The 13,109-nt window shown below is 54.3% G+C and carries 12 protein-coding genes; 11 read left to right on the forward strand and 1 reads right to left on the reverse strand.

Annotated features, from left to right (window positions below; translation table 11 throughout):
• Nucleotides 1-33: 33 nt before the first annotated feature.
• The 10 genes from pbpC (at nucleotide 34) to der (ending at nucleotide 12,287) form a co-directional block, all read left to right on the forward strand.
• Nucleotides 34-2,358, forward strand: coding sequence for a peptidoglycan glycosyltransferase PbpC (gene pbpC / locus ACQE32_RS00615; RefSeq protein ID WP_427021181.1), 2,325 nt, complete (start codon nucleotides 34-36; stop codon nucleotides 2,356-2,358).
• Nucleotides 2,359-2,543: 185 nt separating this feature from the next.
• Nucleotides 2,544-2,975, forward strand: a complete 432-nt coding sequence (ndk, locus tag ACQE32_RS00620) for a nucleoside-diphosphate kinase (protein WP_038624703.1) — start codon at nucleotides 2,544-2,546, stop codon at nucleotides 2,973-2,975.
• Between the two features lie 184 nt (nucleotides 2,976-3,159).
• Nucleotides 3,160-4,329, forward strand: coding sequence for a bifunctional tRNA (adenosine(37)-C2)-methyltransferase TrmG/ribosomal RNA large subunit methyltransferase RlmN (locus ACQE32_RS00625; protein ID WP_085070716.1), 1,170 nt, complete (start codon nucleotides 3,160-3,162; stop codon nucleotides 4,327-4,329).
• 94 nt (nucleotides 4,330-4,423) lie between these two features.
• Nucleotides 4,424-5,161 carry a type IV pilus biogenesis/stability protein PilW gene (gene pilW, locus ACQE32_RS00630; protein ID WP_426971655.1) on the forward strand — a complete coding sequence of 246 codons (738 nt, stop codon included), beginning with the start codon at nucleotides 4,424-4,426 and terminating at the stop codon, nucleotides 5,159-5,161.
• Complete coding sequence (rodZ, locus tag ACQE32_RS00635) at nucleotides 5,151-6,197, forward strand: cytoskeleton protein RodZ (protein WP_427021182.1); 1,047 nt, start codon at nucleotides 5,151-5,153, stop codon at nucleotides 6,195-6,197. The genes pilW and rodZ overlap by 11 nt, the downstream gene beginning before the upstream one ends.
• Nucleotides 6,198-6,236: 39 nt before the next feature.
• Nucleotides 6,237-7,358 (forward strand): flavodoxin-dependent (E)-4-hydroxy-3-methylbut-2-enyl-diphosphate synthase, encoded by a 1,122-nt coding sequence (gene ispG, locus ACQE32_RS00640; protein ID WP_427021183.1) that lies wholly within the window; start codon nucleotides 6,237-6,239, stop codon nucleotides 7,356-7,358.
• Nucleotides 7,359-7,499: 141 nt separating this feature from the next.
• Entirely contained in the window at nucleotides 7,500-8,774 is a 1,275-nt protein-coding gene (gene hisS / locus ACQE32_RS00645) for a histidine--tRNA ligase (RefSeq protein ID WP_085070724.1), read from the forward strand.
• Between the two features lie 36 nt (nucleotides 8,775-8,810).
• Complete coding sequence (locus tag ACQE32_RS00650; protein ID WP_250650591.1) at nucleotides 8,811-9,428, forward strand: YfgM family protein; 618 nt, start codon at nucleotides 8,811-8,813, stop codon at nucleotides 9,426-9,428.
• A gap of 19 nt (nucleotides 9,429-9,447) precedes the next feature.
• Complete coding sequence (gene bamB, locus ACQE32_RS00655) at nucleotides 9,448-10,629, forward strand: outer membrane protein assembly factor BamB (protein WP_427021184.1); 1,182 nt, start codon at nucleotides 9,448-9,450, stop codon at nucleotides 10,627-10,629.
• 170 nt (nucleotides 10,630-10,799) lie between these two features.
• Nucleotides 10,800-12,287: a ribosome biogenesis GTPase Der gene (der, locus tag ACQE32_RS00660; protein ID WP_426971660.1), complete on the forward strand. Its 1,488-nt coding sequence runs from the start codon at nucleotides 10,800-10,802 to the stop codon at nucleotides 12,285-12,287.
• 36 nt (nucleotides 12,288-12,323) lie between these two features.
• Here der and ACQE32_RS00665 read toward each other — a convergent pair whose 3' ends face one another.
• Entirely contained in the window at nucleotides 12,324-12,506 is a 183-nt protein-coding gene (locus ACQE32_RS00665) for a hypothetical protein (protein ID WP_426971661.1), read from the reverse strand.
• Nucleotides 12,507-12,806: 300 nt separating this feature from the next.
• Here ACQE32_RS00665 and ACQE32_RS00670 point away from each other — a divergent pair, with 300 nt between their 5' ends.
• A complete protein-coding gene (locus ACQE32_RS00670) occupies nucleotides 12,807-13,019 on the forward strand; it encodes a zinc ribbon domain-containing protein (protein ID WP_426971663.1) in 213 nt (70 codons plus the stop codon).
• The last annotated feature ends 90 nt before the right edge of the window (nucleotides 13,020-13,109 follow it).

Consider the following 13,109-nt stretch of genomic DNA (forward strand, 5'->3'; position numbering starts at 1 on the left):
TGAGCGCCCGGGTAAAACCGGGCGTTATTTTTTATGAAATCTCTTTTACGCCCCGTAAAAATTGTGCTGGCAGGTCTGTTTTTTCTGCTGGCCCTGCTGTGGATGGCGGATCGTTTGTTTCCTTTACCGTTGCAGCAGGCCGCACCTGCCCGCCTGGTGGTAGCAGAAGATGGCACCCCGCTATGGCGCTTCGCTGATAAAAACGGCATCTGGCGTTATCCGGTCACGCCGGAAGAAGTCTCGCCCTGGTATCTGCAGGCGCTGCTGACTTATGAAGATCGCTGGTTCTGGCATCATCCGGGCATCAATCCATTAGCGCTTTTACGGGCAGCCTGGCAGGATCTACGCGGTGGTGAGATCGTCTCTGGCGGCAGCACCCTTACCATGCAGGTTGCGCGGTTGATCGATCCACAGCCGCGAACCTTTGCTGGCAAACTGCATCAGGCCTGGCGTGCATTGCAGCTGGAATGGCATCTCTCCAAGCGCGAAATATTAACGCTCTATTTGAACCGCGCGCCCTTTGGTGGAACGCTGGAGGGCGTGGGAGCAGCCAGCTGGAGCTGGTTGGGTAAGTCGCCTGCAGCGCTCACGCGCGGCGAAGCGACGCTGTTGGCGGTATTGCCACAGGCGCCAAGCCGTTTACGCCCCGACCGCTGGCCTGAACGGGCACAGGCAGCACGCGATAAAGTGTTGTTACGTCTGGCAGACTATGGCGTTTGGCCACGGGCGGACGTTGAGGAAATAATGCAGGAGCCGGTGTGGCTTGCGCCGCGCCAGATGCCGCAGTTAGCGCCTTTGTTGGCGCGGCGGGTGTTGGCGTTATCAAAGCAGGGCAAAATCACCACCACCATCAATGCCTCGCTACAGCGGCAGATCGAAGCGTTAGCGCAGGGCTGGAAAGGATCGTTGCCGCCGCGTACCTCTATGGCGGTGCTGGTAGTGGATCATACTACGATGCAGGTGCGCGCCTGGATGGGTTCGGTCGATCTTAACGATGAGAGCCGCTTCGGTCATGTCGATATGATCGGCAGCGTACGATCGCCGGGATCGGTGCTGAAACCCTTTTTGTATGGGCTGGCGCTGGATGATGGCTTGATCGCCGCAGAGTCTTTGCTACAGGATGTGCCGCGCCGCTTTGGCGATTATCGACCCGGTAATTTTGATACCGGCTTTCATGGCCCGGTTAGCGCCAGCGAAGCGCTGGTTCGTTCGCTAAACCTGCCTGCGGTGCAGCTTCTGGAGGCTTATGGTCCGAAACGTCTGACTGCGGCGCTGCGTAATGCGGGCTTAACCCTGCGTTTTCCCGCTGCGGCAGAACCTAATCTGTCGCTGATTCTTGGCGGCACAGGTGCGCGCATGGAAGAGATTGTGGCGGCATATGGCGCTTTTGCCCGGCATGGCCAGGCGGCCCGTTTGCGTATGCTGGCCAGCGATCCCTTAATCGAACGGCCTTTGTTATCCCCTGGCGCGGCCTGGATTATACGACGCATTCTGGCGGGCGAAGCCCAGCCTCAGCCTGACGCCGCGTTGCCTGCGATAGCGCCGTTAGCCTGGAAAACCGGCACCAGCTATGGCTATCGTGACGCCTGGGCTATCGGGATCAATGCGCGTTATCTGATCGGGGTATGGGTTGGACGGCCTGATGGCACGCCGGTAGCCGGTCAGTTTGGTGCAGCAAGCGCTATTCCGGTTCTTAATCAGGTGCATCATCTGCTGATGGCCTCGCCGCAGCTGCGTGGGGCTGTGCTGCCTGCCGATCCGCGTCCCGCCAGCGTGAGTGCGTTAACGTTATGTTGGCCGGGCGGACAACCGTTGCCTGCAGGCGACAGCAACTGCCGTCAGCGACGACAAAGCTGGGTATTAAACGGCACCACGCCACCCACCCTGCTTGCCGACGGTCAGGAAGGGCTTTTCGGCCTGCAGCAAACCGTTTGGCTCAATGCGCAAGGAGAGCGGGTTGCAGCGGATTGCAGTGGCGCGCGGGCCCGGCGGGTAGCGCTTTGGCCCATGCCGCTGGAGCCGTGGCTGCTGCCCAACGAGCGGCGCGCGCAGCGTCTGCCGTTGCCCTCGGCCAGCTGTGCGCCAGCCCTGCAAAGTATCGCGCCGCCGCTACTCTTAACCGGCATACGGGATGGGCAGATTCTGCATCGTCTGCCGGGAAAATCTGAATTATCGCTGAGCGTAACCACACAGGGAGGAGAAGGTACGGCGCGATGGTGGTTTCTTAATGGTGAAGTACTGAGCGCTGCCGACGGCAGTTTGACGCAGCGGTTGGTATTTAATCGTACGGGGCAATATCAGCTCAGCGTGCTGGATGCTGCTGGCCAGGTCGCCGCCGTCTCTTTTACCGTGGAATAAATTACGGTAGGGTCAGAATGAGCATTAATGAAGCAGCAACGCGAAAAGGATCATACTTTTTCTATAAATTGCTGATTCTGAGATAGGCAAGCTGGCTCTGCGCCCCTATAATCGGCGCCGTTTTCACAGGCCGGTATCAATATATTCACAACCGGCTTAACCTGGAAGTTAAGACAGAGGTCAAAATGACAGTAGAACGTACCTTTTCCATCGTAAAACCCAACGCGGTGGCAAAAAACGTAATTGGTGCAATTTATAACCGTTTCGAAGCCGCTGGTTTCAAAATTGTTGCTGCAAAAATGCTGCACCTGACCAAGGAGCAGGCGGAAGGTTTTTATGCCGAGCATAAAGGCAAACCTTTCTTCGACGGTCTGGTTGAGTTCATGACCTCCGGTCCGATCGTTGTTTCCGTACTGGAAGGCGAAAACGCCGTTCAGCGTCACCGCGATCTGATGGGTGCAACCAACCCGGCTAACGCGCTGGCTGGTACGCTGCGTGCTGATTACGCTGACAGCTTCACTGAAAACGCCACGCACGGTTCTGACTCTCTGGAGTCTGCTGCACGTGAAATCGCGTTCTTTTTCGGTGAAAACGAGATTTGCCCGCGTACCCGTTAATCACGGATGCGCCTGACCGCACAATGACAGTTACAAATTAATTGTCAGGTTAACCGGTCGTGCAATAGCTTCACGCTACAGTTATTTGTACAATAATGCGCCCTCATGAGTTTACTCAGCGAGGGCGCTTCTTTTTTATCCCTAACCAGGGCCATAACGTGTAATAACGAGGCCAGAGAAAATTATGTCCGAACACATTGTGACGCCGTCGTCCGCATCTCCCGTTGTTGTTTCCCCCAAAAGCGAAAAAATCAATCTGCTCGATCTTAATCGTCAGCAGATGCGCGAGTTTTTCCTTTCCCTTGGCGAAAAACCTTTCCGTGCCGATCAGGTTATGAAATGGATGTATCACTACTGCTGTGATGATTTCGATGAAATGACCGACATCAATAAGGTGCTGCGCAATAAGCTCAAGCAGTTAACCGAAATCCGTGCGCCGGAAGTCGCTGAAGAAAAACGCTCTGCCGATGGCACGATTAAATGGGCGATTCGCGTTGGCGATCAGCTGGTGGAAACGGTCTATATCCCGGAAGACGACCGCGCTACGCTGTGCGTTTCTTCCCAGGTTGGTTGTGCGCTGGAGTGTAAATTCTGTTCAACCGCACAGCAGGGCTTTAACCGCAACCTGCGCGTTTCTGAAATCATTGGCCAGGTATGGCGCGCCGCGAAAATTATTGGTGCCGCTAAAGTCACCGGCCAGCGGCCGATTACTAACGTCGTGATGATGGGCATGGGCGAGCCGCTGCTTAACCTGAATAATGTTGTCCCGGCGATGGAAATTATGCTGGATGATTTCGGCTTTGGCCTCTCCAAGCGTCGTGTCACGCTCTCCACTTCTGGCGTAGTGCCTGCGCTGGATAAGCTGGGCGATGTGATCGACGTCGCGCTGGCGATTTCGCTGCATGCGCCGAACGATACCATTCGTGACGAGATCGTGCCGATCAATAAAAAATATAATATTGAGACCTTCCTGGCTGCGGTGCGCCGTTACCTGGAAAAATCCAATGCTAATCAGGGTCGCGTTACGATTGAATATGTCATGCTGGATCATATTAACGACAGCACCGATAACGCCCATGAGCTGGCAGAGCTGCTGAAGGATACTCCATGTAAGATTAACCTGATCCCATGGAACCCCTTCCCGGGCGCGCCTTATGGCCGTAGTTCGAATAGCCGCGTCGATCGCTTTGCGAAAGTGCTGATGGGCTATGGTTTTACCACCATCGTTCGTAAAACCCGTGGTGACGATATTGATGCCGCCTGTGGTCAGCTGGCCGGTGATGTTATTGACCGCACCAAGCGTACGCTGCGCAAGAAAATGGCCGGTGAACAAATATCTGTGAAGGCGCTCTGAAACCGGACAAGTAAAGCCTTTTTCAGGCGTTACAGGCTGCCTGCCTTGCTGAGTTTGGCGTAACATACCAGACTTCATCACACAGGGAGGCGGTATGCGTAAAGGATTACCCTGCCTGATAGTATTAGCGACGCTGATGCTGACGGGCTGCAACGGACAAAAACAGCCCGGCACCAGCGGACAAATTCGCCTGCAGTTGGGGCTGATTTACCTCTCGCAGGGGGAATTGTCGGCGGCGCGGCGCAATTTGCAGCGGGCGTTGCAGGATGCGCCAAAAGATTATCGGGTACTGCTGGCGATGGCGCGTCTCTGTCAGCAGGAAAATGATAGTGCAATGGCGCACCATTATTTCCGAATGGCGCTGAAAAACGCACCAAAAAATGGTTATGTACTTAACAATTACGGTGCGTTTCTTTGCGGTTTAGGGCAGTATGATGCGGCGCATCAACAATTTACTCTGGCTGCGGTGCAGGATTCTGCCGTAGCGAGGGCTGACAGTCAGGAACGCGCCGGTTATTGCTGGTTGCAGCAGAAGGAGTATGCATCTGCACGACAGATGCTCCTCCAGGCGCTGCAGAACGATCGGCACAAGGTGGATGCGTTACTGACTGAAGCTAAAAAGCATCTTGAAAAACATGAGCTTGAGCAAGCGCGGCTTTTGTTAGAGGTATATCATCACAGCGTGCCTGCGACAGCAGAAAGCCTGTGGTTGGAGATTCGTTTCGCTGCGCTGGAACAGCGGACCGTAGATAAAGCACGTTACGGTCAGCAACTGGCGCAAAATTTTCCACAATCGATACAGTACCAGCATTTTCTAGCTAATGAATACTGAAGCCACTCAAGATACAACAGCAGCAGCAAATTCCACAGGCACCCGCCTGCGCGCAGCCCGTGAGCAAATGGGGCTGACACAGCAAAACGTAGCTGAGCGCCTGTGCCTGAAACTTTCCACCGTGCGAAACATTGAAGAGGATAAAGCCCCCGCTGATTTAGCCTCAACCTTTTTACGTGGTTACATTCGCTCTTATGCGCGTCTGGTTCACGTGCCTGAAGAGGAGCTGCTGCCGATGATGGCGAAGCAGGCTCCGGTGCGTGCGGCAAAGGTCGAGCCGATGCAGAGCTTCTCGCTGGGCAAACGGCGTAAAAAACGTGACGGCTGGTTAATGATTTTTACCTGGCTGGTGGTTTTTGTCGTGGTGGGTTTGACCGGCGCCTGGTGGTGGCAGAACCATAAAGCCGCCCAGGACGATCTGGTCTCGCTCTCCGATCAGAGCAGTACCGCTGACGATAATAGCCAGTCGATTCCTTTAACCGACAGCGGCAGCATCGATAGTACGTCTCAGACAGCAACGCAACCTGAAAACCAGGGGACCAGCGTGCCGTTAAATGACGCCAACAATACCAGCAGCGCTGCGGCTAACACCGCCGCGCCCGGTACCAGCGCGCCAGCGCCGAATACCTCTGCGCCAGCTGCCGCAGCGCCTACGGCAACCGCCAGCGCTGATAACGCGAATGCTGTCGTTTCCCCAAGTCAGGCGCCAGTTACCGAGCCCGCGCCTGTAACGCATAACGCTTCCCCTTTACCAACCAGCAGCGCCAGCGTTAGCCCGCCCGCCGCTGATGCAAATACGGTCGTACTGGATTTTAATGCCGACTGCTGGCTGGAAGTGACCGATGCGGCAGGTAAAAAACTGTTCAGCGGAATGCAACGTAGTGGTGGTAAACTCAGCCTCTCCGGTACGGCGCCTTATCGTCTGAAAATTGGCGCACCGGCAGCGGTACAGGTTCACTACCAGGGCCAGCCCGTTGATTTAAGTCGTTTTATTCGTACCAACCAGGTTGCCCGCTTGACGCTTGGGGCGCAGTAAGCCCCGAGCGCTGCTTCGCGGCGATTATGGAGAAACAACATGCATAACGAAGCACCCATTATCCGTCGCAAATCAACGCGTATTTACGTCGGCAAGGTGCCAGTGGGTGACGGCGCACCTATCGCCGTACAATCCATGACCAATACGCGTACCACGGATGTGGAAGCGACGGTTAAACAAATTAAAGCGCTGGAGCGCGTTGGCGTTGATATCGTGCGGGTCTCAGTGCCCACGATGGACGCCGCAGAAGCCTTTAAGCTTATCAAGCAGCAGGTCAATGTTCCGCTGGTGGCGGATATTCACTTTGATTACCGTATTGCGCTGAAAGTAGCGGAGTATGGCGTTGACTGCCTGCGTATTAATCCCGGTAATATCGGCAACAATGAGCGTATCCGCCAGGTAGTGGAGTGCGCGCGCGAGCGTAATATCCCTATTCGTATCGGCGTGAACGCCGGCTCGCTTGAAAAAGATCTGCAGGAAAAGTATGGCGAGCCGACGCCTCAGGCGCTGCTTGAGTCAGCGATGCGTCATGTGGATCACCTTGATCGACTGAACTTCGATCAGTTTAAGGTGAGCGTTAAAGCCTCTGATGTTTTCCTGGCCGTCGAATCCTACCGTCTGCTGGCGAAGCAGATCGATCAGCCTTTGCATCTGGGTATCACCGAAGCGGGTGGCGCACGCGCTGGTGCAGTGAAATCAGCCATTGGCTTAGGGCTGCTGCTTTCAGAAGGCATCGGCGATACGCTGCGCATTTCGCTGGCGGCCGATCCGGTAGAAGAAGTTAAAGTTGGCTTCGATATTCTGAAGTCGCTACGCATTCGTACGCGCGGCATTAACTTTATCGCCTGCCCAACCTGTTCCCGCCAGGAGTTCGATGTTATCGGCACCGTTAACGCGCTGGAACAGCGGCTGGAAGATATTATCACGCCGATGGATGTATCGATTATCGGCTGTGTGGTAAATGGACCAGGCGAAGCGTTGGTTTCAACGCTGGGCGTAACCGGCAGCAACAAGAAAAGCGGCTTTTATGAAGATGGTGTGCGTCAGCGCGACCGTCTCGACAATGATGATATGATCGATCAGCTTGAGGCGCGAATTCGTGCCAAAGCAGCAATGCTTGATGAAACCCGCCGCATTAATGTGCAGCAGGTAGAAAAGTAACTGGCGGCGTCACGCTGGTGGCGCGCTGAATGAACCTGAACGGCTGCGCCGTACAGGTTTTTTCTGTTTTACGTTTTTGGTGTTATTACCAGAACGGCCAGGCAATATGTCTGGTGTAATTTACATATAGAGAGAAATGACGTGGCGAAGAACATCCAGGCCATCCGCGGCATGAACGACTATTTGCCGACAGACACCGTTGTCTGGCAGCGTATCGAAGGGATCCTTAAACAGGTGCTGGCCAGCTATGGCTACAGCGAAATTCGCCTGCCGATCGTAGAACATACGCCGTTGTTTAAGCGCGCTATCGGCGAAGTGACCGACGTGGTGGAAAAAGAGATGTACACCTTCGACGATCGCAACGGCGAAAGCCTGACGCTGCGCCCGGAAGGGACCGCAGGCTGCGTGCGAGCGGGTATTGAGCATGGCCTGCTCTATAACCAGGAGCAGCGTCTGTGGTACATGGGTCCCATGTTCCGCTATGAACGTCCGCAAAAAGGCCGCTATCGTCAGTTCCACCAGATCGGTGCTGAAGTCTTTGGCCTGCAGGGGCCGGATATTGATGCCGAACTGATTATGATGACCGCTCGCTGGTGGAAAGCGCTGGGAATTGCCGACCACGTCGCACTGGAGCTGAACTCTATTGGCTCGCTGGAAGCGCGCGCCAACTATCGCGAAGCGCTGGTAGCGTTCCTGGAGCAGCATAAAGAAAAGCTGGATGAAGATTGCAAACGTCGTATGTACAGCAATCCACTGCGCGTACTGGACAGTAAAAATCCAGAGGTGCAGGCGCTGTTAAACGATGCGCCTACGCTTGGCGATTATCTGGATGAAGAGTCGCGCGAGCATTTCACCGGCTTGTGTGCGCTGCTGGACAGCGTTGGTATCGCGTATACCGTCAACCAGCGTCTGGTGCGCGGCCTCGACTACTATAACCGCACAGTGTTTGAATGGGTAACCACCAGCCTGGGCGCGCAGGGCACGGTTTGTGCCGGTGGCCGTTATGACGGTCTGGTAGAGCAGCTGGGCGGTCGTGCTACGCCGGGCGTGGGTTTCGCCATGGGTATGGAACGTCTGGTGCTGCTGGTGCAGGCGGTAAACCCCGATTTTGAACCGTCTCGTATTGTTGATGTCTATGTTATCGCTTCAGGTCAGGGCGTGCAGTCTGCCGCCATGCAACTGGCTGAGCAGGTGCGTGATGCCGCGCCAGCGCTGAAACTCATGACCAACTTCGGCGGCGGTAATTTTAAGAAGCAGTTTGCCCGTGCCGATAAGTGGGGCGCTCGCGTTGCGCTGGTGCTGGGTGAAGACGAAGTAAAAGCCGGGCAGGTAGTGGTGAAAGACCTGCGCAGCGGCGAGCAACAAACGCTGGCGCAAAACGATGTCGCGGCGGCGTTAGTGACGCTGTTGTCATAAGCGCTTACGGCAGGAACAGTTAAGGAGAAGGATGGCGTGGAAGTTTACAGCAACGAAAACGAACAGGTGGACGCGCTCCGTCGTTTTTTTGCCAATAACGGCAAAGCATTAGCGGTTGGCGTGGTGCTGGGCATCGGTGCCCTGGCTGGCTGGCGTTACTGGAGCGGTCATGAAGATACCTCCGCACGTGAGGTGTCAGCGCATTACCAGCAGCTGACCAGCGCGCTGGATGGCAGCAAGCCGCAGACGTTGGAAGCGGTGGCAAAGTTTGCTAACGATAACAGCAATACCTATGGCGCACTGGCTTCGCTCGATTTAGCGAAGCAATACGTTGATAAAAATGAGCTGGCTAAAGCGGCTACGCAGCTTCAGAGTGGCATAAAACATACGCAGAACGCTAACCTGCAGGCGGTAATGAATCTGCGTCTGGCGCGAATTCAGCTGCAGCAAAAGCAGGCTGACGAGGCGCTGAAAACCCTGGACAGCATAAAAGGCGAAGGCTGGACGGCTATCATCGCGGATATTCGCGGTGAAGCGCTGCTAAGCAAGGGCGATAAACAAGGTGCCCGTGATGCCTGGAGTAAGGGGATCGATTCCGAAGCGTCACCGGCGCTGAAAGAAATGATGCAGATGAAAATGAATAACTTAGGTTAAGCCATTCAAGAGAGAGCGCATGGAATTACGTAAATACCTGCTGCCAGGGCTGATTTCAGTCACTTTACTCAGCGGTTGCTCGCTGTTTAGCGGCGAAGAAGATGTCGTCAAAATGGCCCCGTTGCCGAAAGTTGAAAACCAATTTGAGCCGCAGGAAGCGTGGAGCACCTCTGTCGGCGACGGCATTGGCGATTATTACTCAAACCTGCATCCCGCCTGGCAGGAAGGCACCGTTTATGCTGCCGACCGTTTTGGTATCGTTAAGGCGATGGATGCCAGTGACGGTAAAGAAAAATGGAAGATCAACCTTTCTACCGATAATGGTTTCTTCTCGAAGAATACGCCAGCCTTGCTGTCAGGCGGTATTACCGCAGCCGGCGAGCATATCTATATTGGCAGCGAACGCGCTCAGGTTTATGCGCTCAACAGCAGTGATGGTTCCATAGCCTGGCAGACAAAAGTCGCAGGCGAGGCGCTTTCTCGTCCGGTGGTGAGCGACGGTCTGATATTGGTTCATACCAGTAACGGCATGCTGCAGGGGCTGGATCAGAGCAGCGGCGTGGTAAAATGGACTGTTAACCTGGACATGCCAGCGCTGTCGCTGCGCGGCGAGTCTGCGCCAGCAACCGCCTTTGGCGGCGCGATTGTAGGCGGCGATAATGGTCGCGTTAGTGCCGTGATCCTTAATCAGGGTCAGATTATTTGGCAGCAGCGTATTTCTCAGCCGAGCGGCGCCACTGAAATCGATCGTCTGAGCGATGTTGATACGACGCCAGTGATCCTTAACGGTGTGGTGTATGCGCTTGCTTACAACGGCAACCTGACGGCGCTGGACCTGCGCTCCGGTCAGATCTTATGGAAACGTGAGATCGGCTCGGTGAAAGATTTCATTGTTGATGCAGGCCGTATCTATCTTGTCGATCAGGATGACCGCGTCGTGGCGCTTAACGCCGACGGCGGTGTCGCCATCTGGCGTCAGAGCGATCTACTGCACCGCAACCTGACTTCGCCGGTGCTCTATAACGGCTATATCGTGGTAGGGGACAGCGAAGGTTATCTGCACTGGCTGAATACTGATGATGGTCGTTTTGTGGCACAGCAGAAAGTTGACGGCTCCGGCTTCCAGACTGAGCCAGTAGTGGCCAGCGATAAGCTGCTGATCCAGGCCAAAAACGGAGAGGTTTATTCCATCACCCGTTAACCCCTGGCGGCTAACGTAACGCTGATTAACGGCTCCTGGCTTACAGGGGCCGTTTCGTTTTTTTGATGGCGTGTTATCCTTAGCGCCTTCAGCCTGATCGGGGCGGTTCTGACCGTATATACTAACCTGTTCAGGCTTCTGATTTTTCGTTTCGTAATGAGGCTTTATTTATGATACCTGTGGTCGCGCTGGTTGGGCGTCCTAACGTGGGCAAATCCACCCTGTTTAACCGTTTAACGCGCACCCGCGATGCGCTGGTGGCAGATTTCCCCGGTCTGACGCGCGATCGTAAATACGGGCGCGCCGAGGTAGAAGGACGTGAGTTCATCGTCATCGATACCGGCGGTATTGACGGCACCGAGGATGGCGTGGAAACGCGGATGGCGGAACAGTCGCTGTTAGCGATTGAAGAGGCGGACGTGGTGCTGTTCATGGTTGATGCCCGTGCTGGCCTGATGCCAGCCGATCAGGCTATTGCCAAACATCTGCGCTCGCGTGAGAAAGCAACCTTTCTGGTCGCCAACAAAACCGATGGGATGGATGCTGACAGCGCCGTGGTTGATTTTTATGCGCTGGGGCTGGGCGAGATTCACTCTATCGCTGCATCGCACGGACGCGGCGTCACCACGCTGCTGGAAACGGCGCTGCTGCCGTGGATGGACGAGGTCGTGCCGGCCGAACCGCTGACTGAAGAGCAAGAAAACGAAGCCTACTGGGCGGCGTTAGCGGCTAAAGAGAGCGGCGAAGATGAGGAAGAGGAAGAAGAGTTCGACCCAACGGGCCTGCCGGTAAAAATTGCCATTGTAGGTCGCCCCAACGTTGGTAAGTCAACGCTTACTAACCGCATCCTTGGTGAAGATCGCGTCGTGGTATATGACATGCCGGGCACCACGCGTGACAGTATCTATATTCCTATGGAACGTGACGATCGGGAATATATTCTGATCGACACCGCTGGCGTGCGTAAGCGCGGTAAAGTAACCGAGACGGTTGAAAAATTCTCGGTTATCAAGACGCTGCAGGCGATTGAAGATGCGAACGTTGTCTTGCTGGTTATTGACGCCCGTCAGGGGATTTCCGATCAGGATCTCTCACTGCTTGGCTTCATCCTGAATAGTGGGCGCTCACTGGTTATTGTGGTTAACAAGTGGGATGGCCTGTCGCAGGAGATCCGGGACGAAGTGAAAGAGACGCTCGACTTCCGTCTGGGCTTCATTGACTTCGCACGGGTTCACTTTATTTCTGCCCTGCACGGTAGTGGCGTTGGCAATCTGTTTGAATCCATCAATGAAGCCTACGATTGTTCTACGCGCCGCGTTGGTACCTCTATGCTGACGCGCATTATGAACATGGCTTCAGAAGATCATCAGCCGCCGCTGGTGCGTGGCCGTCGCGTTAAGCTGAAGTATGCGCATGCCGGTGGTTATAATCCGCCGATCGTGGTTATTCACGGTAACCAGGTGAAGGATTTGCCTGACTCCTATAAGCGTTACCTGATGAACTATTTCCGCCGTTCGCTGAACGTGATGGGAACGCCGATCCGTATTCAGTTTAAAGAGGGCGATAACCCCTTCGCCGGTAAACGTAACCTGCTGACGCCAAATCAGCAGCGTAAACGTAAGCGTCTGCTTTCGCACCTGAAAAAGAACAAGCGTTAATTGATACGGGGCTGCAAATGCAGCCCCGTATCATATTTATGACCTGTTCCAGGGATAATCTCTCTCTCCCCGGTTGTTCCAGGCATCGCGACCCGCATCATGCCACTGATTAGCCCAGGCGCTGTGCTGGTCGTAGTCCCAGTAATCATTTTCCCAGTAGCCGCCAGGACGGTTAGCGCCAGAAATCTGTTTTAGCTGTGCATTATTTAAGCACTTCATTTCAATTATCCTCTAATAGAATAGCTAGTTGAACTTTATTTTTTGTATCTCCCGATAAGCAATTAATTAATAAATCTGCGGTTAGTTTTTACTATTATTATTTTTTTAATGAGTTATTAAAAATAAACCATATTGCTCATTATTTGTTTTTTATCATTGATTTACTTATATTTTATCCAGCTATCACTGACGCCATGCAAATCTCACTGAAAAAGATTATTCTGGCATTAAGGCCTTGTGGTTTTTTCCCGACGGCAAAAAGTCGGATGCTTAATTTATATTCATTGTTAAGGAAAGGTTATGAAGCAACACTGTGACGCATGTGATTTCCCGCTAACCCTGACCGATAGCGATTTCTGCTGTGAGCGGTGCGGTGCGCACTATGTTCGCCAGGCACACTGTCCTGAATGCCATCAGCCGCTTCAGGTGTTGAAAGCCTGCGGTGCGACCGATTATTTCTGCACGCATGGGCACGGGCTTATTTCAAAGAAACGGGTCGAATTTTCCCGCTGAGTCGGTAAAGCTTTCACCGCTTTTACTCTGGCTGGCGGCCAGATGCGCAACTCTTCTTTTCCCTCCCGCTTTTCTCTCCGTCTGTTTGCA

This window comes from Pantoea sp. FN0302, from assembly GCF_050113775.1.
Taxonomy (GTDB): Bacteria; Pseudomonadota; Gammaproteobacteria; order Enterobacterales; family Enterobacteriaceae; genus Mixta; species Mixta alhagi.

Bases quoted from the DNA above. Each gene is read 5' to 3' on its own strand.
- pbpC (WP_427021181.1), top strand. From the start codon at position 34: ATGAAATCTCTTTTACGCCCCGTAAAAATTGTGCTGGCAGGTCTGTTT.
- ndk (WP_038624703.1), top strand. From the start codon at position 2,544: ATGACAGTAGAACGTACCTTTTCCATCGTAAAACCCAACGCGGTGGCA.
- ACQE32_RS00625 (WP_085070716.1), top strand. From the start codon at position 3,160: ATGTCCGAACACATTGTGACGCCGTCGTCCGCATCTCCCGTTGTTGTT.
- pilW (WP_426971655.1), top strand. From the start codon at position 4,424: ATGCGTAAAGGATTACCCTGCCTGATAGTATTAGCGACGCTGATGCTG.
- rodZ (WP_427021182.1), top strand. From the start codon at position 5,151: ATGAATACTGAAGCCACTCAAGATACAACAGCAGCAGCAAATTCCACA.
- ispG (WP_427021183.1), top strand. From the start codon at position 6,237: ATGCATAACGAAGCACCCATTATCCGTCGCAAATCAACGCGTATTTAC.
- bamB (WP_427021184.1), top strand. From the start codon at position 9,448: ATGGAATTACGTAAATACCTGCTGCCAGGGCTGATTTCAGTCACTTTA.
- der (WP_426971660.1), top strand. From the start codon at position 10,800: ATGATACCTGTGGTCGCGCTGGTTGGGCGTCCTAACGTGGGCAAATCC.
- ACQE32_RS00665 (WP_426971661.1), bottom strand. From the start codon at position 12,506: ATGAAGTGCTTAAATAATGCACAGCTAAAACAGATTTCTGGCGCTAAC.
- ACQE32_RS00670 (WP_426971663.1), top strand. From the start codon at position 12,807: ATGAAGCAACACTGTGACGCATGTGATTTCCCGCTAACCCTGACCGAT.